The following is a 20,266-nucleotide window of genomic DNA, read 5'->3' on the forward strand; positions in this document are numbered from 1 at the left end:
TAGGTCGCCAAATACTGGAGGTCAGGTACACATATCTAATTACTAATTTTTATATTTGCCTCTTATGAGCAAGCAAACAGACGATTTTTTTAAAAATATAATAGGACACGCCAAGGAATACGGTTTCGTGTTTCCTTCAAGTGAAATATACGATGGCTTGAGTGCCGTTTATGATTACGGACAACTGGGCTCCGAATTAAAAAATAATTTGAAGACCTACTGGTGGAAGTCCATGGTGCAGTTACATGAAAATATTGTGGGTATCGACGCTGCAATTTTCATGCACCCTACCACTTGGAAAGCTTCCGGACACGTTGATGGATTCAACGATCCTATGATCGATAATAAAGACTCCAAAAAACGTTACCGAGCCGATCAACTTATAGAAGATAAGATCGATCGCTACGAAAAAGACGGAAAAACAGATAAGGCGGCACAGCTTCAACAGGATCTTGACGCTGCGCTCAATGCAGACGACTTGGCGCTTCTAAAAACTATTATTGAGGAGCACAACATCGTTTGTCCTATATCAGGCACCAAAAACTGGACCGATGTACGTCAGTTCAACTTGATGTTTGCGACACAAATGGGAGCCATGGCCGATGGTGCGGAGCAGGTTTATTTACGTCCTGAGACTGCACAGGGTATTTTTGTAAACTTCCTGAACGTACAAAAAACAGGCCGTATGAAGATTCCTTTCGGGATCGCGCAAATTGGAAAAGCATTTCGCAATGAAGTAATCGCCCGTCAGTTTATCATGCGTATGCGAGAATTCGAGCAAATGGAAATGCAATTTTTTGTACGTCCTGGATCCGAATTAGAATGGTATGCGAAGTGGAAGGAAACTCGTCTAAAATGGCATTTAGCCCTAGGATCTGATCCAGCAAAATACCGCTACCACGATCACGCGAAATTAGCTCACTATGCCAACGCTGCTGTGGATATCGAGTTTGAATTTCCTTTTGGTTTTAAAGAAGTAGAAGGTATACATTCACGTACGGACTTTGACTTGAAACAACATCAAGCATTTTCGAAGAAGAAAATGCAGTATTTTGATCCAGAAATCAATCAAAATTATATTCCATACGTTATCGAAACGTCAATCGGATTAGATCGTTTGTTCCTCACCGTATTAGCTAACTCGCTCGTCGAAGAAGATCTTTCAACGGATGAAAAACAAGATTCACGTGTCGTGCTCAAATTTCACCCTGCCATTGCACCGGTCAAAGCAGCGATCTTGCCACTGACCAAAAAAGACGGCTTACCAGAAAAAGCGCGCGAAATCATGGCCAAGTTGAAGTTCGATTTCAACATCCAGTACGATGAAAAAGATGCGATCGGAAAACGTTACCGCCGCCAAGATGCGATCGGAACACCTTTCTGTATCACCGTCGATTACCAAACGCTAGAGGACAATACGGTTACCATCCGTCACCGAGATAGCATGGAGCAAGAGCGCGTTCCCGCAGCCGAACTCGATAAAATCATCGGTAGTTTGGTAAGTTGGACCAATCTATTGGAAAAATTAGTTTAAAAAATTGGACGTCCTGCTTGTTGCCCACCCGGCGGCGATAAACAGGACGTCACTTTTTAAAAACACCTTTTACAAGGTGTGCTGTTCGCCCGCAGCTTCTTTACTATCAAAAATCAATTATATGCTGTCCATCCCATTCATCTTTCAATACGATTGAAAAAGAAGATGTCTCTCCAGCGGCTTCCAGTAATCGTCCTCGAAACAGCAATTGTACATTATTCGGAATAGCACTGTTCACCTCAAAACTGCGCAACAGCGTATTTGCCTCATCATAAACCTGCACACGATAGCCTACAGCTAGAGGCTGCAATACATTACCCAGAAATTGATTGAAAGCAATAGTTTTATTAGTAGAGGAGAATGATGGCACAATCAATATCTCAGACTGATCTAATATAGGATTGACCAACGTTACATTGAAAGGAGCATAAAATTCCGGATTATGGGTTCTACCGATCTCAATACGAGCAACATGGCTTAAATCGATATCGTCCGTAAATTCAAACTTAATTTCGCTAAAATAACGTTTGAGGGCTATTTCGCGCTCCATATGTCCCGTCACAGTAAAGGTATCCAGCTTACCGAAAATCTGTGCCTCGTGGTTTGCAAAACGATTGCCCATATAAAATGAGGAGAATATCGTCGATGTTGGCAAAATAAGCGATTCGCTGGATTCGTTGGTGACGAAAGAAGCGATGTATTGTCCGGCTGGTAGCGATAATGAGAAATCAGCTAAGCTTTTTGCCAAGAAATCATAAACACCTGAATGGATTAAATCTTTACTCAGCGCATCAAAAACATGGTAGTGCAACGTTTTCAGGCTCGTATTTTGTACTGTTCCTCGACCGCCCACGAGACGAATATTATCCAGCTTAGTGACCCCTGTGGATTCACGGTAGTCGCTTGCTTCGCCACGAAATCCAGCTTTTGGAGTGAGTTTAATAAACAAATCCCTTTGCAGGTCTAAGCTGATATCCAGCAAGGAGAACACGAATGTATTTTTTGTCTGTGCCGTATTCGTATTATTAAACTGGTTTTCGTCAGAAATCAGGGTATATTGCTGCCCATTTTGCGAATAGGATAAAGAAAAAGATTTAGGCCCGGTGCCAGATGAGCCGATATCCAACCCAAAATCTTTTACATAAGCAACACCGGAAAGCGGAATTTTTAGCACAATTTCGTTTGCGCCCGTGATGGTTAGTCCAAACCCTGGTGTATAGCTTTCAAAACTCCAGCCTGTTGCGAAGGAAACCGGAACCAGCCCCCCGTTGTACGTCAATGTGGCTCCACTACCCGTGTAAATGTCGGGCTCCAACGTCCCTTGGTTGAAAGACCAAAAATAGAGATAGCCTTCTTCCACAGCATTCGTGCTGCTCAAGGAAGTTGCGCCCGTAAGTCGCGGCAACTGCGCACGTTGACTTGTGTTGAATTCGCGGATAGCCTGATCAAATTCCTTGAATCTGACCGCTACCGTATAGCTTTCCTTTACATCATCCTCCGGATAAGATTCTCGCTTACAGGAACTAGCAAAAATGATGGTTAAAATGGAAAAGCTATACCATAATGTGTAGGTACATTTTCTCATAATACGCCGAGCAAGTTTTAATCGGTCAGACTAAAGTAAGCGATAAACGGCGTACTGAAAAATGTATTTCAAAGATAAGAGATATTAAATACTTAAAAACGGATACAACGCTATTTCGCCAATTCTTCTTTTAATTTTCGTTCCAACTGTCCGTCAAGAGGATACGTAAAAGCATAATTGATGAGCTTCAAATCCTTAGCATTTACCAACAAGTAATGCGGCAATTTTCGGACAGCATAATTCGTTACCATAAACTCTTGGTCGGCTGCATTCAGTCTGTAATTGTGCTTGCCTAAAGACAGGTCTTTACTGGCTTTCTCCCAAGCGTCGAAATCCTTTTCCCAAGTAAGGAAAATAGGTTGAACGCCCAATTTGTGTAGTGCGGCCGACTTATTTTTTAATTGCTGTATATCGGCCTTGGCTTCCTTGTTCCAGCTCCCCCAGATCACAAACAACAGGCTGCCATCAGCGCGTAGATCAGCCAAATTGAGACTGTCACCAACGATATTACGCGGATGGATATCCGGAAAATCGGGCATTTTCGCAAAAAAATCATGTACCTGTTCTACTTTGCTCATCGCTTGTTTATACATCGATAGTTGCTTTAAACTATCGGGCATACCCGTCAAAATCTGATAGTACGTACTATGGTTATCTTTTCCTATTTTGGATTCTTTGATCAAATAGATCTTAAAAGCCGCAGCGACGGTCGGGTCGTCAAGATATCGCTTTCTTAACTGATCCGGATGACTGTCACGTTGCTTGGATAACCGTTCATACTGTTCTACAGCCCCCTGATAGGTCTTCGGGTTATCAAAGGACAAACGAAGTTCCGCAGATTTTTTCTGCAAAGCTGCCAACTCCTGTTTCAGCACGTTCTCCATCGTTTGATAATTGTTCTGGGCGACAGAATTTGTTTGGAAAGAGCCCGATTTAATTGTTCCTCCCGACACATTCCCTTCAAAATGATAATCCTTTCCATTTTCAATATACACTTTAAACTTCTGCTTCTGCATCACTACATTGTAGAAGTTCGGTTCATCCAATTCGCCCGACAAGGTGAAGGATCCGTTTAAAACGCGTGCAGAAAGCAGCGGTTGCATCGTGTTTTCATCTGTGTTAATGTACACTTGGGTACTGTCCGGCAAATCAACCTTTCCTGTCAACTTTACCTTTACCAAATTGGGGTAAACCACGCTATCCTGCTGTTCTACATTCTGCTTGGCAGTAGGGTTACACGCTAGAAATAGAAATCCGACAAAAAGAAAAATAAGGAAGTGCAATCTGTTCATAACTGATTTATTTATCTAAAAATATAGAAAAAATAGCGATAGCTCGCTATTTTCCCTATATTTTTTTTGCGACCTTCTTGCCATTCACCAATACGGTCACCATCTTGCCTTTAGCTCCCGAAATTCGATAATCGACAACGACGCCATCTTGCCACCTGATATCCAAGACATAGTTACCACGTGCTTTAAGTCCCTTGACCTCGCCATCGCGCCAAGCGCTTGGCAACGCCGGCAGCAGATGTATGTAGCCATCGTGCGACTGCAAGAGCATCTCGGCTATGCCAGCCGATCCGCCAAAATTTCCATCTATTTGGAAGGGTGGATGCGCACAAAATAAATTAGGATAAGTTCCGGCTCCCACGCCCTTGTATCCTATATCATCCGCAAAAGCAGGCTTCAACAGCTGTCTTAATATCTCTAAGGCATGGTCTCCATCATGCAATCGAGCCCAAAAAAGAATCTTCCATGCTCTAGACCAACCTGTACCCTCGTCGCCCCGTACTTCCAAGGTTTTCCGTGCTGCATCTGCCCATTCGGAAGTCGATATCGGCGATATGAATTGAGCGGGATATAGCCCATAGAGGTGTGAAACATGTCGATGTTGCGGCTCAACTTCGGGATAATCCTGCAACCATTCCATGACGCGACCCGAGGCACTCACAACAACGGGCGGAGGAATGTTCTTCAACTGCCTTTCCAACTCCACCACAAAGGGATCCTGAAGGTTTAAAATCTTGCTTGCCTCCAACACTGATCCATAAAGCTCGCGCACAATCTGGTTGTCGATCGTTGGCCCCATCACAACCGCTGTTGTTTTACCATTCGCTAGGCGAAACGCATTCTCCGGAGATACCGAAGGCGAAGTCACCCACCAGCCCGTCTTTGGATCCTGCACTAGGGTAGCCTGATAAAATGCCGCGGCTCCTTTCAAAATGGGATAAATCTCAGCAAGGTATTCGCGATCCTGCGTAAAAAGATAGTGTTCCCACAGGTGATTGCAAAGCCAACCCGATGCCGTACTCGCTCCCCAAGAAGCCTGTTCGCCTGGAGCGGAATATCCCCAAATATTGGTCATCATATACACCACCCAGCCGGGTGCATTGTAGTAAGCTTTTGCTGTACTTTCACCCGATTTTGCGATACGCTTGATCAGCTCAATAAAAGGACGATGGTACTCCGATAAATTTCCGGTTTCCACCCCCCAATGGTTCATCTGCGCATTAATATTGAGATGGTAATCCCCATTCCATGGCGTTTGGATCTGATGGGCCCACAAGCCTTGCAAATTCGGTGGTAATGCCTTTTCCACGTGCGGAGCAGTACTACAGATACTTAAATAGCGTCCAAACTGGTAGTACAATGCAGCAAGTCCATTATCTTGTGCGGGGTCTTGATAAAACCGCTGAATGCGCATATCCGTAGGTACCGTATCTCGGCTTTCAGCATCTTTTAAATGTAAAGAAACACGATCAAATACCTGCTTATATCTATGTTGATGACGCGCTAATAATTTCTTGAACCGCCAGTGATCTGCACCCTGAAGTATATCTTGATTCGCTTGTATGGGATCATGCCCATAATAATCTGTGGATGCCGTAAAATAAATCAACACCTCATCGGCATTTTTGATGATGATTTGGTTGTCATATACCTGCCGAGTACCTCCCTTAGCTTCGATTCTAACCCGCCCGGCAAACTGCAGTCCGTTCCCTCCTTTTCCATCGGGTAAGGTTCCTTTCCAGTTCAGCTCTTTTTCAGAAACCTGCATATCCTGAACACGCTCATCTCGATAAAAATGGGTAGCAAAGCTAATCGCTTTTTTTTGGCTCGCCGTCAGACGGATCACCCCCATATTTTGATCAAATGACGTGAAATACTCGCGCAAATACCGGATATCCCCTGCACGGAAGGAGGTGCTGGACACCGCGCGCGAGATATCCAACGTACGCCTATATTCCGAAATATCTCCGGAAATGCTATGCAAAAAATTCAAGTAACCAAAATTCTGAAAACAACCGTATGGAACATTTGCTCCATTTCCGTAACCAGAACCAGCACCTCGACACACAAAATTTTTATTGACCAGACGTTCGGCCTCGTCATTTTTGTCAGCAAACAGCAGTTGCTGTATGTCCGACACACTTTTATACGCTTCGTAATTATTTGGATCTTCTGAACTTCCAGACCACATGGAAATCTCATTGAGCACAACGGATTCATCATGTACTTTTCCATTTGGCATCATGCCTATCCGTCCATTACCCAATGGAAGACTCTCCTCCCATCGCGCTGCAGCCTTATTATACCACATCGTCAGGGACTGCCCTTTCAATCCCGCACCATCAAAAGAGCCCGCTGCAAGCAGCAAAAAAATTAGAAAGCGTATCATCATAATCTATTTAAAGAAAGAGAAAGCAGCTACAGAAAAGGTTCCCCCTACCGTTTCCTTAGGCACAAATCGAAGAAATTTAGTCGATACAGGCTTCTCGAAATAAATAACCTGCTCAATAGGATTCGCTTTGATATTTGCATATTCGCCAGCTTTCAAAGGCGTCCACTTTTTCCCATCATTACTTGTTGACACTTCATAGCGCAAAACCACACCATCGGTTTTGCCATCTTGCCGAGGCAAATAGCCGATGGCAGATACAGGCTGCTTCAACTCAAAGTCAACAGCAGTAACTACAGAACCAATCGCTTCAAATGTCTCATTCTTACCATCCATCGCCTTTGGAAGACCTTTTAGATTCTTTATACTAAACGCTGCTGTAGTCAACCGCTGCTGCTCAGATTCTCCTTCATCGTAAGCAAAATCTTCTGCATACTCGGAGAACAACCCGAAATCACTTAGCGTAGGTGCTACCGGCGCATATAATTTGACCTGAAGCTTTGAAGCCGTCATCGGCTGCGCTAATTTGATCAATCTGTTTGCTCCAACACTCGTTGCTGACACCAAATGTTTCCAAGCGCCATCTCTGTAAACGTCGATAGAAACGCTATCCAAACGTTGCCCCAGTTTAATATTCTCCCGTAAACGAATGATATCAAAGGTTTTTTCGCCGTCCAATGTCAAGGTCAACGTCGGATTTAAAACCGCATCGTCCGAAGCATAATAGCTATATCGGTCTTCGTCTAATATCCATTTAGGCCCAAATTTATCCGAACTTGCACGTACATTGGATGCCGTAACATCTGCGCCCTTGGCCAGATTTTTCGAAAAAGTAGCCTTAATTTTTTCTCCAAATGCTTTCAACGATTTCACATCGTTTGCATGTAAATAGCCATTTGGCATCGGAGCAAGACCAAGGTTCATGTTGGCTCCGCGGCCGACCGACTTCAAGTAAATTTCGAAAAGCTCATCCGGTGTCTTGACTTTATTATCTTGATCAGCATGGTAAAACCATCCCGGACGTTGTGGTACGTCACATTCCGCAGGAATCCAATGGCTGCCGTTGCGTGTTCCGGAAGGCGACTCCGAATAATCGGATTGCCCGGGAACCGGCGGCTTTCCATCAACGCCTTTGGGCGTGAAGGTAGCCCAACTCGTTTCATCCGCAAAGCCATGCTCATTCCCGACCCAGCGCATATCAGGCCCCACATCGGAAAAGATCATCGCCATAGGCTGTTTCTCTCTTACGATAGGCCAGGTTTTCTCGTTCCAAGCATAATATGTGGTACGATCTATTGTGCGCTTTTCATTTCTTCCCCCATAATAGCCATCTCCGCCATTGGCACCATCGTGCCATGAGGTGAAGAGGGTTCCATATTGAGTCATCAGTTCCGTCAGCTGCGCCCGATAGGCATCTGCGTAGGCCGCCGTCCCATAGCGAACGTCGTTTCTATCCCATGCCGACAGATACACACCAAACTGCATACCCTGTTTGTGTGTTGCTTCCATGAATTCCTTCACCATATCGCCCTTGCCGTTTTTGTAGGGCGAGCTTGCAATACTGTAGCTCGTCGTCGCTGTAGGCCATAGACAAAATCCATCGTGATGCTTCGCGACGGATATTAGCCCCTTGAATCCTCCTGCTGCTGCAGCACTGGCGATTTGGTCAGCATCAAAATGCTGCGGATTGAAAATCTCGGGGTCGGCATCGCCATAGCCCCATTCCTTATTTTGGAAGGTCGTTGGTGTAAAATGTATCAAACAATATGTTTCCATTTCGTGCCAACGCAATTGACGTTCAGAAGGCAACACTCCATATGGCTTAGGTTCTTCTTGAGCCTGCAAACAAAGCGGCAGCATTAACGAAAACAAAAACGATTTATATCTTTTCATGATAGCTTACTTGAATTGGTGAAAATAATAATAATTGACGAGATATTAAACACGTCTTCTTGAGAAAAAAACGAGCATATCTATTTTGCGACTTCGGGAAATAGGCAAACTTGGCGACAAGGCCGCTAAGCGTCAGAAAAACTGTTCAACAACCACTAGATCAACAGGAAACATCATAAAAATATTACAAAACTTTGCGTGTCAAAACACCACTCCGACGCAGTTTCGAACAAACATCCTACAACTAGCACAATGGCCTTTTAAGCGGTAAAAACACCCACTATGTTGATTATATTTCGTATCTTAATGCACATTATTTCAAATTTGTAAAAAATGGCAACAATAACATTCAAAGGTACAGCGATAAACACGCACGGTGAATTGCCAGCAGTTGGCTCAACCGCACCTGATTTTAAATTAACCGCAGGTGATCTTTCTGAAAAAGGCTTAAGTGATTTCAAAGGAAAGAAGATCATCTTGAATATCTTCCCCAGCGTGGATACCGGAACCTGTGCAGCGTCGGTACGAAAATTTAATGAAGAAGCAGCAGGGTTAGCCAACACCGTGGTATTATGTATATCGCGTGACCTACCCTTTGCACAGGGGCGTTTCTGCGCAGCAGAAGGAATAGAAAATGTCGTTTCTCTTTCCGAGTATAAAGACAGTAATTTTTCGGATGCCTATCAACTAAAAATCGTAGACGGTCCCTTAGCTGGCTTACTAAGCCGCTCCGTGGTCGTGATTGATGAGAATGGACAGGTGGCATACACCGAACAGGTAGCTGAGACAACGGAAGAGCCTAACTACGAAAAAGCGCTGGCTGCGCTGTAAATAAGAAGCGAAAGAACAAGATATGTAAAAGGCGGGAAATCCCGCCTTTACTATGCTATATCTATTTTGTCGCCTCTAGTGCTTGCAAAATATCGCCAATAATATCATCCTTGTCTTCAATACCGACGGAAAGACGGATACTTCCCGGCTTGATACCCAGACCAAGGCGTTCTTCCTCCGACAACTTTGAATGCGTAGTAGAGCCGGGGTGAGTCGCAATCGAGCGCGCATCACCCAAATTGGAGGTGTATAGAATCATCTTTAGGGAATCAAGAAACCTGTAAGCGCGTTCTTTGCCTCCAGCCACCTCAAAAGTCACTATTCCGCCGCCCGCTTTCATTTGCTTTACGGCCAATTCATATTGTGGGTGAGAAGGTAAGAAAGGATATTTAACATCCACAATCTCGCTATGCTTTTCCAAGGTTTCGGCAAGCGCCAGCGCATTACTGCAGTGCCTATCCATCCGCAAACCGAGTGTATCAATACTTTTAGACAACACCCAAGCGTTAAACGGAGACATCGCCGGACCAGTGTGTCGTATAAAGAACATCAGCTGATCAATCAGCTCCTGCATACCAACGATGACACCGCCCAACACGCGCCCCTGACCATCCATGTACTTGGTGGCCGAGTGTATCGATAAATCGAACCCATAGTCCAGTGGCTTCTGCAGGTAGGGCGTTGCAAAACAATTATCGATAGCAAAGATGATATGCGGATACTTCGCTTTTAGTTCTCCCAAAAAAGCAAGATCGGCCAATTCCAACCCGGGGTTGGAAGGCGACTCCAAGAAAACGATTTTTGTGTTTGGCTGAATAGCCTTTTCCCAAGCTTCGCTATCTACAGCATCCACATACGTATGCGTAACACCCCAACGCGGAAACAGCTGCGTAAATAGCTGATGCGTCGACCCAAAGATTGCTCGTGAAGAAACAATATGATCTCCGTTACGGATAAATCCTGCAAAAGATGCGAAAACGGCCGCCATGCCCGATGCGAAAGCCAAACCAGCTTCAGCATTCTCCATGATGCACACCTTATTGATAAATTCTGTGGTGTTTGGGTTTGCATATCGTGAATAAACCATTCCCTCTTCTTCTTCCGCAAAAATTGCCCGCCCCTGTTCAGCACTATCGAAAATAAAGCTTGATGTTAAATATAACGGAACCGAATGCTCCCGCGTTGCTGAGCGCGGGGCCTGTTCCCGAATGATTTTAGATTGATCTTTTTCCATGATGAGCAAATTTAATTTTTTTAGTCTAGTACTTTGATATGTTTTTTAATTTTTCTGTTGCTAAAAGCAAAAACTACAGCAACGCAGTACGCAACAAGAGCCCGACAGGCTGATGTAAACCATCCGCCGTTTTTCGTAAATAAACTTTGTACCGCTCAGAAAGCGTTAAAAATCTATTTTTCAACTTTTGGGGAATGATTTTTGCACCTTGTTTAGAAGCGCCAATACGTACATGAGTAAAAGCAACAGAATTTAAAAAAGACCGCTAGAGCGTTAAAGGGAAACTTAAAATCGGCTAAAAACGATTTATTTATTTTAGCCAAAAATTTGCTTTCTTGTATTTAAAATACTATGTTAGCATATTATTTTAATTGTACAAAATCCGCTAACCAAAAAGTATTTGTATGAAAAGATTACTACTCGGATTAATGCTAGCCAGCCCTTGCCTACTATGGGCACAAGGGTCGCAAGTAAACACACAAAGCCAAAAAGCCGTCGGGATGTCAGGCGCCGGCTCCGCACTATTTATTGATGAAGCCTCGATCTTTTATAGCCCAGGCGCGCTTTCAAAGATGGACCACAATGCCATCACTGTTGGTGCTAGCGGTGTAATGTATCGCTCAGCATTCCAGCAAATGGGCAGCAGCGACGTTCATAACACGAAGTTTAAGATCACACCTCCCTTTGCAGCGTTCGCGACCTTTGGCCCAAGCAACAGTTGGTGGAAAGCTGGTATCGGCGTATACACGCCGTTCGGGGGTTCCGTAGATTGGGGCAATGAATGGCCCGGCCGCTATGAGTTGAACCATTTGCAGCTGCGTGCGATTTTCATACAGCCCACAGTGAGCTTCAAAATCACCGAAAACTTCGGTATCGGCGGTGGTTTCGTGTATAACTTTGGACAGGTCGATCTTTCACGCTCCTTACCCATAGCCAATACGGATGGACAGCCTGCACAGGCACAACTAACCGGTGTAGGTACAGGCATGGGCTTCAACGTCGGCGTACATTACCACTTGGAAAATGAATTTGCTGTATCATTAAGTTATCGATCGAAGGTTGTCACCAAACTGCGTGATGGAGATGCCGAATTTACGGTGCCAGCGGCAGTCGCGGCATCCTTTCCTAACACAACCTTTGATGCGGAACTGCCCTTACCTGCTTCGTTCAACCTCGGACTAGCTTTTCCTGTAGGGGAAAAAGTGGACATTGCTGCAGATGCTACACTGATCGGGTACGACATTTACAAAGAATTGGTCTTCGATTATCAAGACAACACCCCTCTTCTGCAGGATACCAGACAAGTTAAAAACTACCAAAATGCCTTTTCTGGAAAGGTGGGCGTAAACTATCAAACCACCGATCATCTTGCTCTCCGTGCTGGTGCTGGCTATGTGTATACGCCTGTGCAAGGCCCGTATGTATCTCCCGAAACGCCGGACAACAACCGTGTGATGGGATCCGTGGGATTCACCTATGACATCAACGACCGTTGGGACATCACGGGAGCCTACGTCTTCCAGCGTCTCTTGGAGCGTTCGGTGACAAGCGCCGCCACAGGCCTCTCGGGAACGTACAAAACGAACATCCATGCACCAGGTATATCACTAACTTATAAATGGTAATCAACATGAAAAGAGCATTTAATCATACATCGCTTTATATAGGTCTTGCAGCACTGGCTTTAGCCGCCTCCTGTAAACCAGAGATAGATAGCTTCGAAGCGCAGGCAGGAGAGGCAAACTTTACAAAATACATCGCCGTTGGAAATTCACTGACCGCTGGATTTGCAGATGGTGGACTCTACTTGGAAGGACAAGACGTCGCCTACCCCAACTTGATTGCCGAACAGCTGAAGCAAGTTGGAGGTGGCGAATTCCGCAGTCCTTTATTTTCCGAAGACCAACGCAATGGGTCTGGCTATTTGCAATTGGCAGCCTTGGTGGACGGGCAACCGCAGATGACCAATGTCACCAGTAACCTCGCCTATCGAAGTTCGAACAGATTGACGAAATTTACAGGAGAGATCGAAAATTTGGGCGTTCCCGGCATGCGTCTTGATCTGGCTTTTGCTCCGCAATTCGGTGCCCTGAATATGTACTTTGAACGCCTACTTACCGATGCCGAAGTTAACCAAAGAACCTACTTTGACTTTGCCGGCGGCAGAAACCATACGTTTTTCAGCTTCTGGCTGGGCAACAATGATGTTTTGGGCTATGCGATGAACGGCGCCGTGCAAAACCCGCAAGATCCTACCACGACACTTACCAGCGTCAACACATTCAATACTAGATACACAGCTTTCATTGATAAGCTAACGGAAAATCAGCAGAAAGGTGTGGTAGCGACTATTCCAACGGTCACCAGCATCCCTTACTTCAACACCGTTACTACAGCGCGACTAGAGGCTGGGGTATCCGCAAGCACGGGCGGTCAGTTTACTAAAATCTATATACAAACGGCAACTGGTCCACGAGAAGCAACAAGCGAAGATCTGTTTACACTAACCTTTCCTACAGACACTCTTGGAAAAACAAGCAACGGTATCCCAGGCTACGGCCTAATCCAGCTGAACCCTTTGGCTGATCGATTCGTTTTAGATAAAGATGAGATCGCCGAGATCAATGCACGGGTAACGGCTTTTAATGAAATTATCAAAACCGTTGCAAGTAACAAAAAACTGGCTTTAGCCGATGCGCAAGCTTATTTAAATCGTGTAAAAAGCCCAGGCATCATCTATAACGGTGTCGGTGTTAATGCTTCATTTATCACCGGAAACGCGTTCTCCTTGGATGGCATACATCTAACCCCAATGGGCAATGCACTTATCGCCAATCTATTTATTGACGCTATCAATACCAAATACGACAGTAGCATCCCGAAAGTGGATGCAACGCAGTATCGCGGTGTTAAATTCCCGTAGATATGTAAAAGAACACACCTGTATACCATGGCAATGGCCCAGCTCTTAAGAACGGCTGGGCTTTTGCGATTGTTGAGCCGGCGTAGAAGTAGCATATGTAGGCATTTATGTTCACGCAGCAAAACATGTTCATCAGAACAGCTATCGTAACTTTCTTTTGTTATCCAGAAAGCCTATCTTTGAACAAAGGTCTTTTCAGAAAAAGCTAGCGGCGACATAGTCGGTACATCGCTAGCTTTTCATAAGACTCTTAAATTCTAACAGGCATGAAAATACACTTAAATCGCAAAAACGAAGCGGTACATTTTGAAGCATCGAGTGAGCTTTCCACCGTGAAAGTAAATATCGACGGATCGGAAAGTATTGGTGGAGAAGGTAAGGGCGTGCGCCCGATGGAACTGGTGCTTATGGCTCTAGGCTCCTGCAGCGTATTCGACCTGAGCAGCATTCTTAAAAAACAACGGCAGGAAATTACGGACATACAAGTAGAGGTGGAAGGAAAACGTCGCGAAGAAATACCAAATACCTTCACCCACATACACATTACATTCACTCTAATCGGAAAAATCGACGAAGAAAAGGCTCAAAAAGCAGCCGAATTAGCCGTCAAAAAATATTGCTCGGTGCATGATATGTTGGCAGCTGGCGGCGTAGACATCACCTACAGCATTAACTTCGGTTAACCTGATCTTTACTCCAGATCTTTTCGGCCCATCGGCCCACAAACCAAAAGGATACGGCCAGCAAAAGGAAAAAGATCGTCCGGTTGATGTTATCCCAAAGATATTCTACAAATCGCGTGTATAGGTTTAAAATAAAGAAAACGAAACCTATGTCACGCGATACGGTATCTTTCACTTTCATACCATATAGCGCCAAACCCAGCGACAGCGCCACAGCCAATACCCCCCAATACAGGATGTGATATTGCCGTACCTGTGTCCAAGCGTCGAAGCTACTGTAGTTTCCAAAAATAGACAAGCACCAAAGGGCAATCATACTGTACAACAGCCCCACGACATAGCTGGTCGATTGAAACGGTTGTAACATTTTCACCTGCGGTTGCCCCCAGATGGAAAAGGCTGTCAACAACAAGCCGAACAGCGTGAACCGCAATGGGTAATTCATTCCCCAAAATTTAAACCCCCAGTTACTATGAGAGGCGGTCTCCGTGGCAAACCAAATGCCGAGCGCCACCAGCGTAAAAACCCAAATAAGTTTAGAATTTAGCTTGACTGATAAAACGGCATAAATGACAATGGAGAGTAGAAATAACAACGTATACTGGCTGGTGCTGCGATCAAGTACTTGTCCCAAAAAACCAATACAAGCTGCCGTAGAAAAGGATCCTGCCAACATCATCGTCTCATTGGAAAATGCCTTTTCCGGATATTTCTTTTTATTGCGGAAGCCAAGCATATAAAAAAGGATTGCTAATCCGGCAAAGAACAAACAGAAAACAATATTTGGCGTTTCATAAAACTGTTCCACGAAGCGAACCAGCGCATCATCGGCAAACAAAGAAAGTACCGAAAAAACAAGGGACACCAAAGCAACCCAAAAGGCATAGCGCGCAAGAATTTTCCATTCAAATCCTTTCTCGTCGATGCTCGCTTTGAGCTCGTCCACCTTATGATCGTCCAACATAGCATGATCCTTCCAATAGGTCAACGCGTGCTCCACCACCTCTTTTTCTTGCTTTGTTAGGTCTAGTTTTTTCAAAATGATTTTCCCATTCTATACCTCAATAATACAAATTAATGGCCAAAGAGTTCACCTATCATCTAAAAATCAAAATTTATTATTTCGGCGACAGGTCGTGCCCCTACTCCGTTTAAAATTCTGTACCTTTGTAACTTGCAAAATTCAGAACAAAAAAGCATGAGTTCCTCCAAGCAGAACAAGCATATAGATCTAGGCGAACAGAACGAAATTGAAGTATTTGGCGCGCGAGCGCACAACCTCAAAAACATCGATGTAAGCTTCCCCCGCAATGAATTGGTCGTTATTACAGGATTAAGCGGCAGTGGAAAATCATCCTTGGCTTTCGACACCATCTATGCCGAAGGACAACGTCGGTATATGGAAACCTTTTCGGCCTACAGCCGTCAATTCTTGGGAGGAATGGAGCGCCCCGATGTGGATAAGATTGCAGGCCTAAGCCCTGTGATATCCATCGAACAGAAAACCACCAACAAGAATCCGCGCTCTACAGTTGGGACGATCACCGAGATCTACGATTTCTTACGCTTACTCTACGCGCGAGCAAGCGAAGCCTACTCCTACGCTACCGGAAAGCTTATGCAACGAATGTCCGAAGAGCAAATTGTGGAGAAGATTATGGACGAGTTTAAAGACGAGCCCATATATATTTTAGCTCCCGTGGTAAAGGGACGTAAAGGACATTACCGCGAGCTTTTTGAACAGATTCGTAAGCAAGGCTACACTAAAGTTCGCGTTGATGGGGAGATCTTGGACATCGCTCCCAAGATGCAAGTCGACCGCTATAAGATACATGATATTGAAACCGTGGTAGATCGGCTCTATGCTTCTGAAGGCGACCGCAAACGGCTCTACACTTCCGTGATGCAAGCCATGAAAACGGCCAAGGGTATCATTAAGATTGCAAACAAAGAGGGACGCGAGCACTTCTTCAGCCGCTACCTGATGGATGCGGAATCGGGTATTTCCTACGATGAGCCACAACCCAATACATTTTCCTTCAACTCGCCTTATGGTGCCTGTGCAAAATGTGACGGCTTAGGTTACATCTTCGAAATCGATAAGGACATTGTCGTGCCCGATAAAAAACTCAGTATACAAAAGGGTGCTATCTTGCCTTTGGGGCCTGCTCGTGAATCATGGACCTTTCAGGTGATTAAAGCCGTGGCAAAGAAAATGGACTTCAGTCTCAGCACAGCGATAGAGAAATTGAGTGATGAACAGCTCGATATATTACTATTTGGCGGTGAAGAACCGATGAGCCTAACCGTTTCTTACGGCAGCTATGGCTCCCGCGAATACAATGTGCAGTTCGCTGGCATCTTTAAGATGCTGGAGGAGATCAATGGCAAAAGCAGCGACGATGCACCTGCTTTGGACGATTTCCGCACACGGGTAACCTGCCCATCCTGCAAAGGCGCACGTTTAAAGGAGGAATCTCTGCATTTCAAGATCGACAACAAAAACATTTCCGAACTATCGGCAATGGACATCAACAGCTTGCAAGAGTGGTTCGACGGCATTGAAGGACGCCTTAACGACCGTCAAAACACCATTGCCTCGGAAATACTAAAAGAGATCCGCGCGCGGATCGGTTTTCTACTGGATGTTGGATTGAGCTACCTTACCCTCGATCGTTCTTCAAAAACTCTCTCGGGAGGTGAAGCGCAACGCATACGTTTGGCCACGCAGATTGGTTCGCAATTGGTCAACGTGCTCTATATATTGGATGAGCCCAGCATTGGGCTACACCAACGCGACAACGAACGACTGATCAACTCGCTTAAAAACTTGCGCGATATCGGCAACTCCGTTTTGGTGGTAGAGCATGATAAGGATATGATTCTGCATGCGGATTATGTTATCGACATGGGGCCGGAAGCCGGGGTGCACGGCGGACAAGTGGTAGCACAGGGCACACCAAAAGAAATAATGAAGGCGGACTCCCTCACAGCCAGCTACCTCAACGGTCAAAAAGAGGTAGCAATTCCTAAAGAACGTCGCGCCGGAAGCGGACAAACACTTTCATTAAAAGGAGCTTCAGGAAACAACCTGCGGAACGTCAGCGTCGATTTTCCTTTAGGAAAACTGATTCTCGTAACAGGCGTCTCCGGATCGGGCAAATCTAGCCTTATCACCGGAACATTATATCCCATACTCAACAAACACTTCTTCCGAGCGAAGACAACGCCGATGCCGTACAAATCTATTGAAGGTTTGGAGCATATCGATAAGGTCATCGAGATCGATCAGAGTCCGATCGGACGCACGCCACGATCAAACCCGTCCACCTATACCGGCGTGTTTTCGGACATCCGCACCTTATATGTACAACTACCTGAAGCAAAAATCCGAGGCTACAAACCGGGGCGCTTCTCCTTCAACGTTAAAGGCGGACGTTGTGAAACCTGCCAAGGCGCCGGCTTGAAGATCATCGAAATGAACTTCTTGCCCGATGTGCAAGTACCTTGCGAAACCTGTCAAGGAAAACGTTATAACCGAGAAACACTGGAGGTGCGCTACCGCGGAAAATCCATCTCCGACGTATTGGATATGAGTATCGATGAGGCTGTGGATTTCTTTGAGAACATCCCATCCATCTACCGGAAGATAAAAACCTTGCAAGATGTGGGCTTAGGCTATATCACCCTCGGACAATCTTCCACTACACTTTCTGGAGGCGAGGCACAACGGGTGAAATTGGCAACCGAGCTATCTAAAAAAGACACCGGAAACACTTTTTATATTCTCGATGAACCGACTACTGGACTCCATTTTGAAGACGTCAATGTGCTGCTTGGTGTGATCAATAGATTGGTCGATAGAGGCAATACCGTATTGATAATCGAACATAATCTGGATGTCGTCAAAACCGCAGATTGGGTGATCGATATGGGCCCTGAAGGTGGTAGAAATGGCGGGCAACTCATGTTTGCAGGCCTGCCGGAGGATTTGATCAAACAGAAGAAAAACGAAACCGCACGATTTTTAAAACTGGAGATGGCTTAAGCCATCTCCTCTATTTTCTACATCACTCGTTCAAACTTCCCAAACAACTTCCAAAAGTGCGACGCTGTTTCGGCGCCATATACTTCCTTCTTCCAATCATTTAGCACCAGCGCAATATCCTTCCCGGCTAGTTCATAACGGCCGAAGAATGGCGTATCGCCATCAAAGTAACCGAAATGATCGCCTAGTGTATGTAAGATATCAACGGTAACCTGCTCAAAGAACAAAATCATATGCTCCTCAAAAGCAAATCCGACGGGATGTGGAATAAAAGAACTATTCTCCACCGCTAGAAATTTGTTATTACTATCAAGAGGAAAATGTATTATGGGGCGTTTTTCGATAGGCTGCCCCACAGGATCATATTGCCGGAAATACTCGCGATCCAAAAATGGAATTTTAGCAAAGCTGCCCCCATCCTCCGAAACGGATTCGACAGGAAAATAATCTTCAAAATTGAGGATTTCATTTACGGTAAGCTGCTTCTCCAGCAATTCGGCAATTGGTATGCTAAAATATTTTGCAATCTGTAGCATGATTTCAATTTTCGGCTCCGCCCGTAGCTCTTCATAAGAGGAAATATTACCTCTCGTTAATCCAAATAGGTCTGCAAAAGCCTGTTGACTTAGCCCTTTCACGTTTCTTAGCTTCTTTATATTGTTCCCAATTTGGCTCATCCTAAATTATTTTCAAAATATGTTGTAAATTTATTTGCAAAATAATTTTGCATTTCATATCTTTATGCAAAGAATATAAGCAAATATACAATTTAATTAGCCAATGTACTTTAATAAGATTGAAAAATATATAGAAAACAGCGGATTCAGCATCAGCAAAAAAGATGAACATGACGGTCTCTTCATCATTGAAAGTGATGCTGACGGGATTCGCAACCTTATTATTGGGGTCGCGCCACCTGTTATCATCTTTGAACTGTATCTTTTCACGATGGCTGAAGATCGACTGGAAATCTTTAAGTCTTTACTTATTAAAAACAGGGATATCATCCATGGCGGATTTGCGCTGACCGAAGATGGCAAAAAGGTCATTTATCGCTATACGCTACAGGTACACAACTTGGATCAAAACGAATTCGATGCCGCCGTTAACTCGCTGTCATTATTACTAAGCGAATACTACGAACAACTTATACAATTTTCAAAAACATAACGTGATGAATATTTTCAAAAGACTTTTAAAGATAGGACAGGCGGAAATCCATGCGCTAGTAGACATGATGGAAGATCCGATAAGCCTTACCGAACAAGGAATCCGAGACATGAAGAAGCAACTGCATGACAGCACGGAATCAGCCGCAAAAGTAAGAGCATCCATTATCCGCAGCGAAAACCTGATCACAGAAAAAGAACAGGAAGCCGCCCAAATGGCAGAGAAGGCCAAACTAGCACTCAGCAAAGCACAAACAGGCGAGTTGACGACGGAACAAAGCGAAAGACTAGCGGCAGAAGCACTTTTGATCAAGAAAAGAATCCTCGAAGAAGTGCAGGCATTAAGCCTAGAGATCAGTGAGCACGCAGGCAAGCGGGAAGAGATAAACAAACATATCGAGGTCCTGCAGTTCAATATCAACAAATGGGAAAAAGAACTGACCACATTGCGTGCGAAACAAAAAGTAAACGAAGCAGCCTCCATGGCGAACCAACAGATGGCGAACATTGATAGCAACAGCACTTTAGATATGTTGCAGCGCGTAAAAAATAAGGTAGCTAACGATGAGGCTCTTGCAGAAGCCTATGCCGAGATGGCTCAAAATAAAATAGAACTGCCCGACGAACAGAAAGCCGTGCAAGATGAATTAACAGCATTAAAAAAACAAATGGGGATTGACTAACT

General features: G+C 44.8%; 15 protein-coding genes. 8 read left to right on the top strand and 7 right to left on the bottom strand.

The annotated features are described in order from the left end of the window. Positions 1 to 64: 64 nt before the first annotated feature. Entirely contained in the window at positions 65 to 1,534 is a 1,470-nt protein-coding gene (locus SCB77_RS09505; protein WP_320186196.1) for a glycine--tRNA ligase, read from the top strand. Positions 1,535 to 1,640: 106 nt separating this feature from the next. Here SCB77_RS09505 and SCB77_RS09510 read toward each other — a convergent pair whose 3' ends face one another. The 4 genes from SCB77_RS09510 to SCB77_RS09525 form a co-directional block, all read right to left on the bottom strand. Continuing rightward, positions 1,641 to 3,119 carry a hypothetical protein gene (locus SCB77_RS09510; RefSeq protein ID WP_320186197.1) on the bottom strand — a complete coding sequence of 493 codons (1,479 nt, stop codon included), beginning with the start codon at positions 3,117 to 3,119 and terminating at the stop codon, positions 1,641 to 1,643. A gap of 110 nt (positions 3,120 to 3,229) precedes the next feature. Continuing rightward, the gene (locus SCB77_RS09515; protein WP_320186198.1) at positions 3,230 to 4,411 is read right to left on the bottom strand and encodes a DUF4369 domain-containing protein; all 1,182 of its coding nucleotides are present in this window, start codon (positions 4,409 to 4,411) and stop codon (positions 3,230 to 3,232) included. A gap of 55 nt (positions 4,412 to 4,466) precedes the next feature. Beyond that, positions 4,467 to 6,803 carry a glycoside hydrolase family 95 protein gene (locus tag SCB77_RS09520; RefSeq protein WP_320186199.1) on the bottom strand — a complete coding sequence of 779 codons (2,337 nt, stop codon included), beginning with the start codon at positions 6,801 to 6,803 and terminating at the stop codon, positions 4,467 to 4,469. Between the two features lie 3 nt (positions 6,804 to 6,806). After that, positions 6,807 to 8,693, bottom strand: a complete 1,887-nt coding sequence (locus SCB77_RS09525; protein ID WP_320186200.1) for an alpha-L-fucosidase — start codon at positions 8,691 to 8,693, stop codon at positions 6,807 to 6,809. A gap of 333 nt (positions 8,694 to 9,026) precedes the next feature. On the opposite strand from SCB77_RS09525, the gene tpx reads away from it, so the two are divergent. Further along, positions 9,027 to 9,524: a thiol peroxidase gene (gene tpx, locus SCB77_RS09530; protein ID WP_320186201.1), complete on the top strand. Its 498-nt coding sequence runs from the start codon at positions 9,027 to 9,029 to the stop codon at positions 9,522 to 9,524. Between the two features lie 61 nt (positions 9,525 to 9,585). Here the strand turns inward: tpx and SCB77_RS09535 are convergent, their stop codons facing one another. Beyond that, entirely contained in the window at positions 9,586 to 10,758 is a 1,173-nt protein-coding gene (locus tag SCB77_RS09535) for a trans-sulfuration enzyme family protein (RefSeq protein WP_320186202.1), read from the bottom strand. A gap of 404 nt (positions 10,759 to 11,162) precedes the next feature. Here SCB77_RS09535 and SCB77_RS09540 point away from each other — a divergent pair, with 404 nt between their 5' ends. From SCB77_RS09540 to SCB77_RS09550, 3 genes are all read left to right on the top strand, one after another. After that, positions 11,163 to 12,383, top strand: a complete 1,221-nt coding sequence (locus SCB77_RS09540) for an OmpP1/FadL family transporter (protein WP_320186203.1) — start codon at positions 11,163 to 11,165, stop codon at positions 12,381 to 12,383. Positions 12,384 to 12,388: 5 nt separating this feature from the next. Then, a complete protein-coding gene (locus tag SCB77_RS09545) occupies positions 12,389 to 13,681 on the top strand; it encodes an SGNH/GDSL hydrolase family protein (RefSeq protein WP_320186204.1) in 1,293 nt (430 codons plus the stop codon). Positions 13,682 to 13,947: 266 nt separating this feature from the next. After that, positions 13,948 to 14,364, top strand: coding sequence for an OsmC family protein (locus SCB77_RS09550; RefSeq protein WP_320186205.1), 417 nt, complete (start codon positions 13,948 to 13,950; stop codon positions 14,362 to 14,364). Here SCB77_RS09550 and SCB77_RS09555 read toward each other — a convergent pair. After that, complete coding sequence (locus tag SCB77_RS09555; protein ID WP_320186206.1) at positions 14,351 to 15,403, bottom strand: DUF2157 domain-containing protein; 1,053 nt, start codon at positions 15,401 to 15,403, stop codon at positions 14,351 to 14,353. The genes SCB77_RS09550 and SCB77_RS09555 overlap by 14 nt on opposite strands. Positions 15,404 to 15,562: 159 nt before the next feature. Between SCB77_RS09555 and uvrA the strand changes: the two genes are divergently transcribed. Next, on the top strand, positions 15,563 to 18,412 hold the full coding sequence (uvrA, locus tag SCB77_RS09560; RefSeq protein ID WP_320186207.1) for an excinuclease ABC subunit UvrA: 2,850 nt from the start codon (positions 15,563 to 15,565) through the stop codon (positions 18,410 to 18,412). Positions 18,413 to 18,429: 17 nt separating this feature from the next. Here the strand turns inward: uvrA and SCB77_RS09565 are convergent, their stop codons facing one another. Beyond that, the gene (locus SCB77_RS09565; protein WP_320186208.1) at positions 18,430 to 19,089 is read right to left on the bottom strand and encodes a helix-turn-helix domain-containing protein; all 660 of its coding nucleotides are present in this window, start codon (positions 19,087 to 19,089) and stop codon (positions 18,430 to 18,432) included. A gap of 103 nt (positions 19,090 to 19,192) precedes the next feature. On the opposite strand from SCB77_RS09565, the gene SCB77_RS09570 reads away from it, so the two are divergent. Together SCB77_RS09570 and SCB77_RS09575 are read left to right on the top strand one after the other, a co-directional pair. Beyond that, positions 19,193 to 19,582, top strand: coding sequence for a type III secretion system chaperone family protein (locus SCB77_RS09570; protein ID WP_320186209.1), 390 nt, complete (start codon positions 19,193 to 19,195; stop codon positions 19,580 to 19,582). Between the two features lie 4 nt (positions 19,583 to 19,586). Beyond that, entirely contained in the window at positions 19,587 to 20,264 is a 678-nt protein-coding gene (locus SCB77_RS09575; RefSeq protein WP_320186210.1) for a PspA/IM30 family protein, read from the top strand. Positions 20,265 to 20,266: the final 2 nt, after the last annotated feature.

This window comes from Sphingobacterium bambusae (assembly GCF_033955345.1).
In the GTDB taxonomy this organism is placed as follows: Bacteria; Bacteroidota; Bacteroidia; order Sphingobacteriales; family Sphingobacteriaceae; genus Sphingobacterium; species Sphingobacterium bambusae.